This window comes from Ferrimonas sediminum (assembly GCF_900100175.1).
In the GTDB taxonomy this organism is placed as follows: domain Bacteria; phylum Pseudomonadota; class Gammaproteobacteria; order Enterobacterales; family Shewanellaceae; genus Ferrimonas; species Ferrimonas sediminum.
The window spans coordinates 120,237-136,073 of record NZ_FNEM01000001.1 but is presented as its reverse complement, the minus strand read 5'-3'; the positions used below and the strand labels follow the sequence as shown (position 1 = coordinate 136,073).

Sequence of the window (15,837 nt, the reverse complement as noted above, 5' to 3'; positions counted from 1 at the left end):
GGCACCACCCATGACGCGACAAAAGAAATCCCGAAAATCCAATGTAAACGGTCCACGACTGCAACCACGATCCGAGAAAGGATCGGGCGTTGAGGGCAAGCGTAAGTCCAGTAAGGGCAAGTCTGCCGGCTCTCGCCAGAATGAAGCCAGCAAGAAAAAGCCACTGGCCGGCCAACCTAAGGTGGTCAAAGACCCACGCCTGGGCAGCAAGACCCCCATCTCCCTGGTCGCCCCGGCGCCCAAGGCGGTGACCAAGCCCGTTAAACCGGAACAACCGGCTCCGGTACGGCCCAAGCTGACAGCCGAGCAGGAGCTGGAGCAACTGGAAAGCAACCCGCGCCTGCTGGCGCTGCTGGACCGCATGGAGCAGGGCGAGACCCTGAGCCAGGATGACCAGCAATGGCTGGACGGCAAACTGGATCGCATCGAAGCGCTGATGAAACAGCTGGGCATCGAGGTCGATCAGGGGCTGAACAGCGAAGAGGACCTGATGGATCAGTTTGAATCCGGCAGCGACCTGCTGGATCAGTACAAAGACTGAGCGTCTCCCTTGCGGCTCACCCACCCCACGGGTGAGCCCGCCCGGCGCTGCCGACGGAAAACCAGCTCCTCCCCACACAGCCTATGCCGACGCACGCTTTGCAGCAACACGCCCTATCCCCCCTGCGTCCCGGCCATCGAAGAGTCACATTCCGGTGTAAGACGGTAATCTCCCCGGCACTACCACTATGATCCTCTTTGGCTTAGGCTTATCAGAGTCCCCTAAATAAGGGTTTAAACATAAAACAGTGTGGCAGCGGTCACGTTCCCGCCCAGTGGCAGGGAACCAATCGGGATCGTTGTTGTTTTCATTATGTGCTTTTCTTTACAGAACCGCCCACCACAACACCATTAAGGTGGGTAGCTTTTGTTTCCCAACATCCTTGAATTTGGGTCACGGATCAAAGGCAAGATGCTACAAAGTGTGCATAATGCACATACCTTGGGTGTGAAACCTAGCCCGACGTTACCGCCGATGGAACGCAAACATTCCGGCCAGTGACGACGGTTCACGCAGCAAAGGCCCTAACTCTACCACCGCAGGAGAAGATTGCAGTGCAGGACAAAATCAGCTGGAACCAGGCCCTAATCGAAAAATATAACTACAGTGGCCCACGATACACGTCTTACCCAACCGCCATTGAGTTCCACGAAGGGTACACCGACCAGAACCTGCGGGAAGCCATCGCTACGTCGGACAAGAGCAACCTGTCGCTCTACATCCACGTACCGTTTTGCCACAAGCTGTGCTACTACTGCGGCTGCAACAAGATCATTACCCGCCACGCCCACAAGGCGGAGCAATATCTCGAGTATCTGGAGCGTGAAATCAACGCCCGTGCCGAACTGTTTAAAGGTTACACCGTTACCCAGATGCACTGGGGCGGTGGTACTCCGACCTACCTGACCCACGAACAGATCCGCCGCCTGACGGCACTGCTGAAGTCTAAGTTCAATTTCGCCGACGAGGGTGAATTCGCCATTGAGGTGGATCCCCGCGAGATCGAACTGGAGACCCTGGACGTACTTAAAGAGGTCGGCTTCAACCGCATCTCCGTGGGCGTACAGGACTTCAATAAACAGGTGCAGCAAGCAGTAAACCGTGAGCAGGACGAGCAGTTCATCTTCGACCTGATCAACCACGCCCGCGAGCTGGGCTTTGAGTCCACCAACATCGACCTGATCTATGGCCTGCCATTCCAGACTCCGGAAAGCTTTGCCAAGACGCTGGAGCGGGTCAAGGATCTGGATCCGGATCGCCTCAGTGTCTTTAACTACGCCCACTTGCCGCATCGTTTTGCCGCCCAGCGCAAGATCAAGGATGAGGATCTGCCAACCGCACCTCAGAAGCTGAAGATCCTGGAAAGCAGCATCAACACCCTGATGAGCTACGGTTACCAGTTCATCGGCATGGACCACTTTGCCAAGCCCGACGACGAACTGTCCCGCCTGCAAAACGAGGGCCAGCTGCACCGTAACTTCCAGGGTTACACCACCCAACCGGACGCGGATCTGCTGGGCCTGGGTGCTTCGGCCATCTCCAACATCGGCAAGGCCTACGCCCAGAACGCCGTGGATCTGAAAGCCTACTACGAATCCATGGACGCCCATGAGCACGCCATGATCAAAGGCTGTGGGCTGGAGACCGACGATTTCATCCGCCGCGAAGTGATCAAGCAACTGATCTGCCACTTCAAGCTGGACAAATCCGCCATCGAAGCCCAGTGGAACATCAACTTCAATGACTACTTCGCCGAAGATGAAAAGCTGCTGAAGCCGTTCATCGAGGACGATCTGGTACGCCTGACCGACACCAGCATCGAAGTCACCGGCCAGGGCCGTCTGCTGATCCGCAATATCTGCATGTGCTTCGACCGCTACCTGCGCGACAAAGCCCGCCAGCAGCAGTTCTCCCGCGTCATCTGATTCGACGCCGGACAGAAAAAGGGGTTGCCATTGGCAACCCCTTTTTTGATGCGGTGCCGCTACTGCCGGGTGGCTTTCTTTGCCAGCAACGCCTGGCGATCGCTGTCAGAGAGAAACGCCAGCCTGGCGCCGTTGATCTGAATCTGGCGCAACTGGGCGTCGCTGAGGCCGATGCGCTCCTTGGCCATTCGGTACTCAAACGGGATCGAGTTGGCGGACACCCCGGGATCATCGGTATTCAGGCAGACGCAGATCCCGTGCTCCACAAAAGTGCGGATGGGGTGAACATCGTAATCGGCGACGGAGTTGGCGTGGATGTTCGACGTAGGGCAGGATTCGATACCAATGCCGTGATCGCGAATGTAATCCAGCAGCACCGGGTCCTGGGGCGCGGTAGTGGCATGGCCAAGGCGGGTGGCGCCCAGCTCTCGAATCGCCTGCCAGATGGAGGACGGTGGCCCCGGCTCACCGGCATGGATGGTGACATTCAGATAGGCATCCCGAACCCGTTTAAAGTGATCCACAAACAGATCCCCGGGGAAGCCCTCTTCGTCACCGGCCAGATCGCAGGCCACAAACTGTTCTTTATGGGCCAAAATCGCCTCCAGCTCACGCTGGCACGCCTGCGGGCCATCACCGCGGCACAAAATCCCGATCAGATTAATCATGATGTTGCGCTCGCGGGCACCGGCCTGCACACCATCAATCACCGCTTCCACCACGCCCTGCATCGGCAGTCCATGGGGGCCGGCCATGTAGGCCGGTGAAAAACGCAACTCCCCATAGTCGACCCCGTTGTCCGCCAGATCCAGGGCATTCTCATAGGCCAGGCGGTGCACGGCATCGAGATCCCCCAGCACTGCCACCTGGTAATCCAGCTTGGCCAACAGTGCCTCCACCGATGGACAGCGGCCGATCACCTGCAGGTAGGGGCGCAGGGTCTCCATCTCATAAGCGGGCAGAGGGACATTGAATTTCTGTGCCAGCTCAAGCACGGTGTGGGGGCGCATGGAGCCATCGAGGTGGCGATGCAGGTCGGTGAGAATAAGGCTATTGTCTGTCATCAGTCTGCTTTTTAGTAAAGGGATGTTAACCGGCCAAACCGACCCATTAACAAACGCCGAAATTGGTTTTAGTATGAAGTCGCCGTCCCTGACGGATTAAGAATAATTAAAAAACCAAGATGGAAATAGGGATTATCGGATGAAAATTTGGCTTTTGAGCGCCGCCCTGATGCTGACCGGCTGTGCCGCCACCTCCCCCATGGACGCCAATCAGCGCATCACACCGCTGATGGACGACATCTGGCAGCAGCAACTCAGTCGCGACCCCCAACAAGCGGAACGCTTCGGCGATGCCCAAGCCGCCGCCCATCTGCAGGATCGCTCCGCCGTCGCCCTGGAAGCGGACTATCGGGCCAACCTGGTCCTGCTGCAGCGGGCCAATGCCATCGATCGCCAACGGCTGTCCGACGACAATCGCATCAACCTGGCCATCGCCCTGGAGATTCTGCACAACCGCATCGACAGCTACCGCTTCAACGAACACACCATGCCGCTGAATGCCGAAGGCGGCTTCCACAACTACATCGCCAGCATCGCCCAGGGCACCACACTGACCACGACCACCGAGGCCGAACACTATCTGAGCCGGCTCCATGAGCTGCCACGGCTGTTTGAACAGCAGATGCAGTGGATGCGACGCGGGCTGGCTCAGGGCTATACCCAGCCACAGGTAGTACTGCAGGGCTTTGAAGAGTCGATTCAGGCCTACCTGCCCGACGCCGCCACCGACAGCCTCTATTACGCCCCTTTTGCACAGCTCAGCGAAGCCGACTTTAGCCCGACGCAGCTCACCTTACTGCGGCAACAGGGTCTGGAGGCGGTGGCCAACCAGGTGCTGCCCGCCTACCGGGCCTATCTGGCGTTCTTTGTGAACGAGTACCGCCCCGGCGCCCGCAGCAGCATCGGCGCCAGTGACCTGCCCGACGGCCGGGCGTACTACGCCAACCGGGTGCGCCACTTTGTTACCCTGGAGATGAGCCCGGAGCAGGTGCATCAACTGGGGTTGAGCGAGGTGCGACGCATTCGTGCCGAGATGGACGCCATCATCGCCAGGCTGGAGTTTGACGGCAGCTTCTCCGACTTCCTGCACTTCCTGCGCACCGATCCCCGCTTCTACGCCAACACCCCGGAGCAGTTGCTACGGGAAGCCGCCTGGCTGGCCAAGCGGGCCGATGCCATGCTGCCGCAATTTTTCAACACCCTGCCCCGCACGCCCTATGGCGTGCAGGCGGTGCCGACGGAGATCGCCCCAAAGTACACCACCGGCCGCTACTCCGGTCCCAGCGGCGATCATCAGCCCGGGTACTACTGGGTCAACACCTATGCGCTGGACAAGCGCCCCCTGTATGCCCTGCCCGCCCTGACCCTGCATGAGGCCGTCCCCGGCCACCACCTTCAAATCGCCCTCAACCAGGAGCTGGGCGAGGTGCATCCGCTGCGGCGCTTTCATTACATCAGTGCCTTTGGCGAAGGCTGGGGGTTGTATTCGGAGAAACTGGGGGTCGAAGGGGGCTTTTATGAGGACGACTATGCCGATTTTGGTCGTCTCAGCTACGAGATGTGGCGAGCCTGCCGGTTGGTGGTGGATACCGGCATTCACGCCAAAGGCTGGAGCCGGCAACAGGCCATCGATTACATGGCCACCAACACCGCCCTGTCCCTGCACAACGTCACCACCGAGATTGACCGTTACATCTCCTGGCCCGGGCAGGCACTGTCGTACAAGATGGGCGAGCTGACGATCTTGCGGCTGCGCCATCAGGCCGAACGCAACCTCGGAGACCGCTTCGATCTTCGAGCGTTCCACGATGCGGTGCTGGCCAATGGCTCGCTACCGCTGGCGCAACTGGAGATTCAGATCAACCAGTGGATAGAGGCGCAACGGTCGCTTTAACCCCAACACGCCGCCCGAGGGCGGCATGATCGAAACGCCGTTGCCTCAGCACCGTCGTTCGAGCCAGGCATTGATGGCCTCGGCAACGGCATCGGGCCGCTCCATGGGCAACAGGTGACCGCAGTCCGGCAGTTGCACCAAGGTGGCATCGGGCATCAACCGCCGCATTCTGGCCCAACTGGCCGGGGTCACCGTATCGCTGCGCCCCCCCCGAATCGCCAGAGTCGGCACCTTGAGCCGGCTCAGACGCGGCCAGATCCAGGGGGCGGTCTGGTAGATGTGCGCTTCCCATTCACGGGAGTAACGCAGACACACCCCCTGCTCATCGGCAACAAAAGCCGCATGGATGTAATCTTCAAGCGCTTGATCATCCATGCCGGCGAAGGCCCGTTTGCCGCGATGAAATTCGAACGCCCCGGCGTGGTCCTCAAACCGGTAGGGCCGCCTCAGGGTTCGCGCCACCATCGGCTGCTTCAACTTGAATCGCTTCGGCATCAGACGCATCGGCGCCACCCAGCGGGTCGGCAGGAACACCGGATCCAGCATCACCAGGCCCGCCACCCTATCCGGACACTGCATGGAGGCCAGGCAGGCCACCACCGCTCCCATGGAGTGACCAGCCAACACCACCGGCTCTGGCTGTCGCGACAACCAGGCCGCCAGATCCTCGGCCATCAACCACCACGCACCTTGTTTGGCCTCGGTCACCGGCATCGTCAGCGGGGCCAGCAGCGCCGCCTCAACGCCGCCACCGAGGGCGGCAAACAACCGTCGGTAGGTCGCCGGAGGAAACCCATTGGCATGACAAAACACCAGTCGGGTCGACCCCTGGCCAAACTGTTCAAACTGCACCCTCTGCTCTCCCTCGTCCACTTTTGGTTTAAACACTCGTTTGATTCAGACTAGCAACAACTTACCCCGGATACTACCGCTTACCCCCGGCGCTCGGAGCCAAGTCAGGTCTAAACTGACGGGCGCGCCTTGACGGACAGGGGCACAAACCGCAACACTGATCCCCATCAGTGCCATCACAAGGAGATTTCCCCCATGGACAAGCAGACCCAAACCGAGATCGAGGCGGCCACCTTCCGCCGCCTGCTCAGCCACCTGGACAACCACAAAGAGGTGCAGAACATCGACCTGATGATTCTGGCGGACTTCTGCCGCAACTGTCTGGCCAAGTGGTACATGGCCGAGGCCGCCTCCCGTGGCGAAGAGGTCAACTATGATCAAGCCAGGGAGATCGTCTACGGCGAGTCCTATGACAGCTGGAAAACCAAATACCAGCAAAAGGCCACTCCAGAGCAGTTGGCCGCATTTGAAGCACGCCAGCAAGCCAAAGCTTCTCAGTAATCATTTTGGCCGCTATGCTGCGTACCCTTCTGATTTTATTTATGGGATTGACGATGACTCAGCTCGCACTGGCCTCCCCGCAGTTATGGCAACAGGCTCACCAGGGGCACTTTATCGGCGTCGACGGCATGCGCCTGAACTACGCCACCCTGACCCAGGCCAATGCCCGGGGAGCCGTGGTGATCGCCAGCGGGCGTTCCGAAGGCTACCTCAAGTACCATGGCCTGGCTAAGGCGCTGTTAGAGCAGGAACTGGATGTCTACATCTGGGATCACCGTGGCCAGGGCCTGTCGGAGCGCCTGACCCGCAACCCCGATATGGGGCATGTGGAGCGCTTCGATGATTATGTCGCCGACATGACCACCTTCATCGACACTAAGGTACTGCCACGGAAACCCAAAAAACTGTACCTGGTGGGCCACTCCATGGGCGGCGCCATCGGCAGTCTGTACCTTCAGCATTATCCTGATACCTTTGATGCGGCGGTATTTTCAGCCCCCATGTATGGCATCCAGCTACCCGGCCCCCGATGGGCACTGGAACCGGTGCTGGCGATGATGGCGCGCTGGAACCGCCTGTTCGGAGAGCCCGGCTACATTCCAGGCGGCACCGACTACGAGCCCAAGCCCTTTGAGCGTAACCTGCTCACCCAGGATGCCGACGCCTACCAGGACTTTCTGGACCTGTACCAGCAGATACCGGAGCTTCAATTGGGGGATCCCACCAATCATTGGATGCTGGAGTCCTTTAATGCCATGGATCGCATCCGGTCCCAGGCCCAGCGGATCACCACTCCGACCCTGGTCATGCAGGCCGGTAATGACGCCATCGTCGACAATCAGGTGATGGAGTCAGTGGTCAACGCCAGCACCAACACCAGCCTGCTGCGACTTCCCAATGCCCGTCACGAACTGCTGATCGAGACCCCCACCATCCGCCGCCGGGTGTTATCGGCCTTGACTGACTGGCTGCAACGCTTCTGATGCCCAAAAGAAAAAATCCGCAGCCTGGCTGCGGATTTTTTGTGGGGCGCATCAATCTTAATTCAGCACCTCTTCCAATGCCCCCAGGCACAGAGTCACGTTCTCCTCTCTGGCGGCATAACCCATCAGGCCGATGCGCCAGGCCTTACCGGCCAGGTCCCCAAGACCGGCGCCAATCTCCAGATTGAAGCGATTCAGCAGCTGGCCACGAACCTCGGCATCGTCGACCCCCTCCGGCAGATAGACCGCATTGAGCTGAGGCAGACGGTGGGCTTCCTCCACCACAAAGCGCAACCCCAAGCCCTCCAGGCCAGTCTTGAGCTTCTGATGCATGCGGTCATGGCGGGCCCAGGCATTTTCCAGCCCCTCCTCATGGAGCAGGCGCAGGGATTCATGCAGGGCGTACAGGCTGTTGACCGGGGCCGTATGGTGATAACTGCGCTTACCGGTGCCGCTCCAGTACCCCATCACCAGCGTCTGATCCAGGAACCAGCTGGGCACCGGTGTCTGCCGGGCCTCCAGCTTGGCCACCGCCTTGGGCGAAAAGGACACGGGGGAGATCCCCGGGACGCAGGAGAGGCATTTCTGGCTGCCGGAATAGATGGCGTCGATGCCCCAGTCATCGACCCTGAGTTCAACCCCCCCCAAGGAGGTCACCGCATCGACAATGGACAAACAATCGTGCTGCTGCGCCAGGTCACACAAGGCTTTGGCGTCCGACAGCGCCCCGGTGGAGGTTTCTGCGTGCACGAACGCCAGGAACTTGGCATCCGGATGCTGCTGCAGCGCCGCCGCCACTTTATCCACGCTGACCGGGGTGCCCCAGGCGTCGTCCACCACCACCGCTTCACCGCCCAGTCGCTCGACGTTCTGACGCATCCGTTCGCCAAACACGCCGTTGCGACATACGATCACTTTTTCACCAGGCTCCACCAGGTTGACGAAGCAGGTTTCCATGCCGGCGCTGCCCGGTGCAGACACGGCGATGGTAAAGGGGTTGTCGGTCTGGAACGCATACTGCAGCAGCGCCTTGACCTCATCCATCATGGCGATGAAGGTCGGATCCAGGTGACCCACAGTGGGTTTGGCCAGGGCCTGCAGCACCTGGGGGTGAACATCGGACGGACCCGGGCCCATCAAAGTACGTGACGGCGGGTTAAACGGCTTAAACGACATGGCGACCTTCCTGCTTGTTGCCCTTAAAGATATCGAAAGTCCCACGTTAGCACGCTTTATTTTTCCAAGGTATACGACCAAGGCAATTGGCCGTTTTAAACGCAAAAAAGGCTGCCCGCAGGCAGCCTTGGGATCTGATCAGCGATGATGCAAACCGGATCAGAACGCGTAAGTGGCGCTGATGCCCACATTGATGCCCGGCTGGGAGAAGCGATCCATGTAGGTCCGCCCCGCCTCCATGCCACCGACATCACTCCACTGGATGTACTTCTTATCCAGCAGGTTGAACACCCCACCACGAATGACGAACGCCTCGCTGACGTTATAGTAACCGGTCACGTCCACCACACCGTAGCCGGCGGTGGCGTAAGAGTCCGTCGGCCGACCAAAGCCATCGGTAGCCTCGGCGATGTCGGACTCATCCTTGCCCTGGACCAGAGTCCAGTTCAGGGTCCCGCCCCAGATGCCGTCGGCCTGATCGAAGGCGAGACCGATGACCCCATTAAGCGGTGCAACCTCGTTCAGTGGTTGGTTCTCGGTATCGTTGGTGCCGTCGGCGTAAGCCACCGACAGATTCAGACTCAGGCCCTCGGGGGCCCCAAGCAGGCTGTCCAGCCACAGCTGGGACTTAAACTCCGCCCCCTTGATGGTGGCTTCATCGACGTTGTTGTACTGCAACTGGCCATAAGGGTAAGCGGGATTACTGTAATCTGCAGTCTGTTGAATGAAGTTGTCGTACTGGTTGTAGAACACCACCAGCTCCGCTGAACCGTACTCGGACGTGCCACGCAGTCCCAGCTCAAAGGCATCGCTCTCTTCCGCTTCCAGGTTCGGGTTAGCCAGCAGGGCGTAACCGCGACCGCTGTCCTCTGCATAATACATCTCTTTCAGATCCGGAGAGCGGAAGCCCTGAGCGTAGTTGAAGAACCCGGTCAGCTTGTCCGTCAGCTGATACAGGGTACCCAGGCGCCAGGTCAGCTTGTCGCTGTTGTGATCTTTAAACTCATCCCCACCATGATAATACTCGTCGATATTCGGTTTCATCTCGGTGTTGTCGTAACGCAGGCCCGGAATCAGCGTCAGTGCGCCCAGGGTAATCTCATCCTGCAGATACAGGCCATAGGTGGTCGCCTCCGCCTTTGGCGCATAGCGGCTGACGTCGGTCGGCTTATCGCTGGCGTAGCTGGTCACATTGAGGTTTTCCAGATCTTCCCGATTCAGATCCATGCCATAGCTGATGGCGTGCCGGCTGCTGCCCAGGGTCAGGTCCTTGGCCATGTCCAGAGAAAACTGCCAACTGGTTTCCTGGTACTGACGGGACATGCGGCGATCGGTCTGGTAATAGGAATACCAGTTACTGGTCACCTGATCCGATTCACTGTCCTGATAATCCAGGGTCCATTTCAGGGTATCGAACGCGCTCAGATTGGCGTCCCAGTCATGGAACAGACCGACGCGGGTTCGTGTGCTGCTGTCGTCCGCCATCTGGTTGGCGTAGGTGACGCCGGGTTCGCCGGGGTTACCGTCGTTCAGGGACAACAACTCCCCTTCGGTGCTGGAATCGTAACGCTCTGCCACCATCCCCACCCGGTGAGCCTCACTGCCGGCATAGATCAGTTTGGCCAGCACGTTGTTGGAAGTAATGTCCATGGGATCGGCCTCGGTGCGGTCGTCTCCGATGCCACCGACACTGCCCTGGGTTTCGGTCTCTTTGCCGTCCCGGCGGGTGTACAGCAACAGCGATTCCCAGGAGCCACTGCGGTTGGCCAGGGTCACGGTTTCGGCAAAGCTCTGATCACGACCGGTATAGCCCGCTTTCAGCGACAGGGTCGTGTCGTCACCGGCCTCCAGATAGTCGGCCGGATCCTTAGTGGTAAAGGCCACCACCCCGCCGATGGCATCACTGCCGTACAGGGTCGACGCCGGACTCTTGGTGATCTCCACCTGCTTGAGGGTATCCATGTCGACAAAGTTGCGGCCGGCCCGCATAAACTCAGTGCCGGAATCGTAGCCATTGCTCTGATCCACCCCGTCCACCATGATCTTGACCCGGTTGCCACCGATGCCGCGAATGGTGAAGTCCTGCAGACCAAAGCGGCCACTGCCGGAAACGTCGACACCGGGCTCGTAGCGCACCAGATCGGAGATGGTGGTCATCTGTTGATTTTCAATCTGTTCGGCATCGACCACCGCCATGGCGGCTGGCACCTTTTCGGCTTTCTGAGCGCCGGTACGGCTGGCGGAGACCACCACGTCATCAAACAGCGTGGCCTTGCTCTCTTCGGCAACCGCCCCACAGGTGCTGATCGCCGCCATCACGGCTACGGCCAAACGCGTTGGAGTAAACAACATTTCCCAATCCCCTAAATAGTGACACATCCATTCATTTGAATGCGAATGATAATAATTATAATTTAGATTTGATCAAGGAATAAATTCAGATATTTACACTCGAACACAAAAAAGCCACCCCGAAGGGTGGCTTGGACTCGTCAAAGTCAGGTTCGTTGTCGGTCAGCTCAGGCGCGGGTCTCCTGCATCAGGGCCGCCTCTTCGCCGACATCAATGCGTTTGGCCAGCAGGGCGTACATCACCGGCACCACAAACAGGGTAAACAGGGTGCCCACCGACAATCCGACGGTGATCACCAGGCCAATGTTAAACCGGGATACCGCGCCGGCTCCGGTCGCCAATACCAGGGGCATGACGCCCAAGACCATGGCGGCGGTGGTCATCAGGATAGGTCGCAGACGCAGGGCAGCAGATTCGATCACCGCCTGGGCCTTATCCCGTCCTTCCCGCTGCAGTTGGTTGGCAAACTCCACAATCAGGATGCCGTGCTTGGAGATCAGCCCCACCAGAGTGATCAAACCCACCTGGGTGTAGATGTTCAGGGTGGCGGCCCCCAGAAACAGCGGAATCATGGCGCCGAAGATCGACAGCGGCACGGTCACCAGCACCACCACTGGGTCTCGCCAGCTTTCAAACTGCGCCGCCAGCACCAGGAAAATCACCAGCAGGGCCAAGGCGAAGGTCACGTACAGGGCGCTGCCTTCAGTCTCAAACTGACGGCTCTGACCGCCAAAGTCATAGGCGTACCCCTTGGGCGCAATCTCCTGCAGTTTGGCCTTGAGGAATACGTGGGCATCGGCAATGGTCGCCGCCCCTGGCATCGGCATCGCCTCCAGGGTGGCGGAGTTCAACTGCTGGAACTGGGTCAGGGCATTGGGGATCACCTCATTGCTGACCTTCACCACGGTGGACAGCGGAATCGACTCACCGGTGCTGCTGGATACATACAGATCGGCGATGCGGTCGGCGGTCGAGCGGAACGGCGCATCCGCCTGAGGAATCACCTCATAGCTGCGGCCCTGAATGTCGAAATAGTTGGTACGGAAGTCCCCCAACTGGGTGGACAGCACACTGCCGATGGTCTGCATCGAGATGCCGAGCTGGCCGGCTTTTTCACGGTCGATCTGAATGTGCACCTGGGGCTTGCTGATCTTCAGTGTATTGTTGACCACCATAAACAGGCCGCTGGCTTCCGCCTCCTGCTTCAGCTTGTTCATCACCTCATACAAGGTGGCGTGATCCGCCGTGGTGGTCACCACAAAGTTCACCGGCAGTCCGGAGGCCACCCCGGGCAAAGCCGGCGGGTTGATGCTGAACACCTCGAGGCCAGCGATGCGCTTGGCATCCTGCTGCATCTGAGGCTGAATCTCCATCTGGCTGCGAACCCGCTGACTCCAGGGCTTGAGCGCCACCACCGACATAAAGCCACTTTCACTGGGGTAACCGGCAAACACCAGCGCCATCCGGTATTCAGGGTACTGCGACACCATATCGGTGAACTGACGTCCATAGGCGGCGCTGTAGTGCACGCTGCCGTTATCTGGGCCGTTGGCGATGTTGAAGATGTAGCCCTGATCCTCGTCCGGGGCCAGCTCTGACTGGGTCATCATGAACATCACCCCAATGGCGGCAAACAGCAGCACCGCACCGGTGGCAATGGCGGCCTTGTAGTGGCCTACCACCTGCACCAGGATTGCCTGGTACTTGTCTTTCACCCTGGCAAACAGGCGATCCAGGTACTGAGGAAACGGCTTATGCAAATCCTCTTTATTCAGCAACTTGCTGCTCATCATCGGAGACAGGGTCAGGGCGATGAATCCGGAGATCAACACCGCGCCGGCCAGGGTAAAGGCAAACTCGGTAAACAGCGAGCCGGTCAGTCCGCCCATGAAGCCGATGGGGGCGTACACCGCCGCCAGGGTAATGGTCATGGCGATCACCGGCATGGCAATCTCGCGGGCACCAACTACCGCCGCCCGAACCGGGGACAGCCCCTCTTCGATGTGACGGTGGACGTTCTCCACCACGACGATGGCGTCATCCACCACCAGGGAGATGGCCATTACCAATGCCAGCAAAGTCAGCAGGTTAATCGAGAAACCCAGGCCCATCATAAACAGACCGACGCCGATCAACGACAACGGGACGGTAATGATGGGAATCATCACACTGCGCAGAGACCCCAGGAACAGGAACACCACCAGTACCACGATCACCACGGCTTCCACCAGGGTCACCAACACCTCGTCGATGGACTCCTGAATGAACTCGGTGGAATCGTGATTCATCACCTGGCTCAGGCCATCGGGCAGGTTGCGCTCGATCTCCGGCAATACCGCATGCACCCCTTTGGCCACATCCAGGGAGTTGGCGTCCGGGGTGGTGGTGATGCCCACAAAGATGGCTGGCGTGCCTTTATACATGCCGTACACCTTATCGGATTTCGGCGCCAGCTCGACCCGGGCCACATCCCGCAATCGCACCACCGCATTGCCGTCGCTCTTGACGGTGATGTTGCCGAAAGAGGCCTCATCCTGCAGCGAGGTCGACGCCCGCACCGAGGTTACGGTGTAGCTGTCGCGCACCTCACCGGCCGCGGACTGGAAGTTGTTCTGATTCAGCGCACTGTTAATGTCACCGCTGGTGACACCGTTAGCCTGCATCCGTACCGGATCCAGCCAGATGCGCATGGAAAACTCTTTCTCCCCATAAAGCTGGGCTTCAGCCACCCCTTCCACTTCGGTCAGCTTTGGCTGCACCACGCGCTTCAGGTAGTCGGTGATCTCCACACCGGACATCGTCTCACTGAAATAGGCCAGGTACATGATGGCGCCGCCACCGGCGGTGCTCTTGGCCAGTACCGGGTCGTCAATGCTCTCGGGCAAGCGTCCGGACACCTCATTCAGCTTGGTCAGCATCTCCGCCATGGCGGTGTTGGCATCATAACCCAGGTTGAGGAACACCGAGATGGTGGACACGCCGGCACTGGAGCTGGCGGTGACATAGTCGATGCCCTCGGCCGAAGAGATCGCCTCCTGAATCGGCTGGGTCACAAACCCTTGCACCAGTTCGGCGTTGGCACCGGGATACACGGTGGTGACATCGATCTGGCCAATCTCCATGTCCGGGTATTGCCGAACCTGCAGATCCATGTACGCCCGGGCACCAAAGACCAACAACAGCAAGTTGAGGACAATGGCCAGTACCGGACGCCGAATAAATACGTCAGTAAATTTCATTGAAAACCCTTACAGCTGGACGGCATCAGAGATGATTACCTGAGTACCGTTTTCCAGTTTGGTGATGCCGGCATTCACCACCATCATGCCCTGTTCCAGGCCACTGAGAATGGCGACACCGTCACCGCGCTGCTCACCCACCTGCACATAGATACGACGGGCGACATCGTTCCCCTGGTCATCTTTCTCCACCACGAAGACCGCATCACCAAACGGGCTGTAGGAGATGGCAGTACTGGGCAACACGATGGGGCTGATGGTCTCTTTCATCAGCAAACGGATGTCGGCGTACATGCCCGGATGCAGCTCACCGCTGTCGTTGGGCACTTCGGCGCGAATGGCGATGTTACGGGTGTTCTCATCCACCTTGGCTTCGACGGCAATCACCTTGCCGTGAAACTCCGTCTCCGGCGCCGAGCTGGCATGGAAAATCACGTCCTGACCGGTGTAGAGCTTAGGCAGGTACTGCTCCGGCACGGAAAAATCCGCGTACAGGGAGCGGGTGTCCTGCAGAGTCACCAGGGCATCGCCGCTACTGATGTACTGACCCAAGCTGAACTTGCGAATCCCCAGCACCCCACTGAACGGCGCCTTGATGTTTTTCTTGGCGATGCTGGCCTTGGTCTGCTCGACATTGGCGTTGGCGACCTTGAGGTCGGCACTGGACTGATCGAAGTCGGTCTCCGAGATGTTGTTGTCGCGGAACAACCCTTCGTTACGCTTGAATTTGATCTGCGCCAACTCTGCCTGGGCCTGATAGGCGGCCAGGCTGGCCACTTCCACATCATCGTTCAGAGTCAACAGCAACTGTCCTGCTTTGACCTGCTGGCCACTCTTAAAGAAGATGCCGTCGATCAGGCCGGACACCTCTGTCGCCAGCTCGATGCCCTCAATGGCGTTCAGGGTGCCGACACTGGCCACCTGAGGCCGCCACTGGACCGCCTTGGCCTCCACCACCGACACCGTCGCCGGCGGTGGCGCAAAGTTGGCCAACTTGGCCATACCTTCCTGAACCTGCTTGAATTTAATTCCACCGATGACCGCCAGAATCACCAGCAGGCCTCCGAGTACCACTGCAAAACGTTTGAACATTCCCGCTCTCCCCATCTGCAGGCCCTGGGAAAAGGCGCTGCAGAAGCTTGATTCTTAGAGGGTGACTAAACCCAGTCTCGATTAGAGAGACCCCAATTTTATTGCCGGCAGTTTACAGACATACGTGCATGTATGTCTACTGTGCAAAATGTAAGTTTTGGTGTTTACTGTAAAGAAACCTCTGTTTTGAAGTCAGTTAGTCCGGGTTTGCTCCACTA

The 15,837-nt window shown here is 59.0% G+C and carries 11 protein-coding genes; 5 read left to right on the top strand and 6 right to left on the bottom strand.

The annotated features are described in order from the left end of the window. The first annotated feature begins 10 nt into the window (after positions 1-10). Both yihI and hemN read left to right on the top strand, forming a co-directional pair. Positions 11-541, top strand: coding sequence for a Der GTPase-activating protein YihI (gene yihI / locus BLT77_RS00595; RefSeq protein WP_090360182.1), 531 nt, complete (start codon positions 11-13; stop codon positions 539-541). Positions 542-1,095: 554 nt separating this feature from the next. Then, a complete protein-coding gene (gene hemN, locus BLT77_RS00590) occupies positions 1,096-2,466 on the top strand; it encodes an oxygen-independent coproporphyrinogen III oxidase (protein WP_090360178.1) in 1,371 nt (456 codons plus the stop codon). Between the two features lie 59 nt (positions 2,467-2,525). Here the strand turns inward: hemN and add are convergent, their stop codons facing one another. Further along, complete coding sequence (gene add / locus BLT77_RS00585; RefSeq protein WP_090360175.1) at positions 2,526-3,530, bottom strand: adenosine deaminase; 1,005 nt, start codon at positions 3,528-3,530, stop codon at positions 2,526-2,528. Between the two features lie 139 nt (positions 3,531-3,669). On the opposite strand from add, the gene BLT77_RS00580 reads away from it, so the two are divergent. Continuing rightward, complete coding sequence (locus BLT77_RS00580) at positions 3,670-5,424, top strand: DUF885 domain-containing protein (RefSeq protein ID WP_090360170.1); 1,755 nt, start codon at positions 3,670-3,672, stop codon at positions 5,422-5,424. Between the two features lie 45 nt (positions 5,425-5,469). Here BLT77_RS00580 and BLT77_RS00575 read toward each other — a convergent pair whose 3' ends face one another. Beyond that, complete coding sequence (locus tag BLT77_RS00575) at positions 5,470-6,312, bottom strand: alpha/beta fold hydrolase (RefSeq protein ID WP_176819148.1); 843 nt, start codon at positions 6,310-6,312, stop codon at positions 5,470-5,472. Between the two features lie 159 nt (positions 6,313-6,471). Here BLT77_RS00575 and BLT77_RS00570 point away from each other — a divergent pair, with 159 nt between their 5' ends. Together BLT77_RS00570 and BLT77_RS00565 are read left to right on the top strand one after the other, a co-directional pair. Continuing rightward, the gene (locus BLT77_RS00570) at positions 6,472-6,777 is read left to right on the top strand and encodes a DUF1244 domain-containing protein (RefSeq protein WP_090360161.1); all 306 of its coding nucleotides are present in this window, start codon (positions 6,472-6,474) and stop codon (positions 6,775-6,777) included. A gap of 53 nt (positions 6,778-6,830) precedes the next feature. Next, entirely contained in the window at positions 6,831-7,760 is a 930-nt protein-coding gene (locus BLT77_RS00565) for an alpha/beta fold hydrolase (protein ID WP_176819147.1), read from the top strand. A gap of 57 nt (positions 7,761-7,817) precedes the next feature. On the opposite strand, the gene BLT77_RS00560 is transcribed toward BLT77_RS00565, so the two are convergent. The 4 genes from BLT77_RS00560 to BLT77_RS00545 all read right to left on the bottom strand — a co-directional run bounded on the left by BLT77_RS00560 (position 7,818) and on the right by BLT77_RS00545 (position 15,619). After that, on the bottom strand, positions 7,818-8,936 hold the full coding sequence (locus BLT77_RS00560) for a pyridoxal-phosphate-dependent aminotransferase family protein (RefSeq protein ID WP_090360152.1): 1,119 nt from the start codon (positions 8,934-8,936) through the stop codon (positions 7,818-7,820). Between the two features lie 159 nt (positions 8,937-9,095). Beyond that, entirely contained in the window at positions 9,096-11,288 is a 2,193-nt protein-coding gene (locus tag BLT77_RS00555; protein WP_176819146.1) for a TonB-dependent hemoglobin/transferrin/lactoferrin family receptor, read from the bottom strand. 167 nt (positions 11,289-11,455) lie between these two features. Continuing rightward, positions 11,456-14,527 carry an efflux RND transporter permease subunit gene (locus BLT77_RS00550; RefSeq protein ID WP_090360144.1) on the bottom strand — a complete coding sequence of 1,024 codons (3,072 nt, stop codon included), beginning with the start codon at positions 14,525-14,527 and terminating at the stop codon, positions 11,456-11,458. Positions 14,528-14,536: 9 nt separating this feature from the next. After that, positions 14,537-15,619, bottom strand: a complete 1,083-nt coding sequence (locus BLT77_RS00545; protein WP_176819145.1) for an efflux RND transporter periplasmic adaptor subunit — start codon at positions 15,617-15,619, stop codon at positions 14,537-14,539. Between the last annotated feature and the right edge of the window lie 218 nt (positions 15,620-15,837).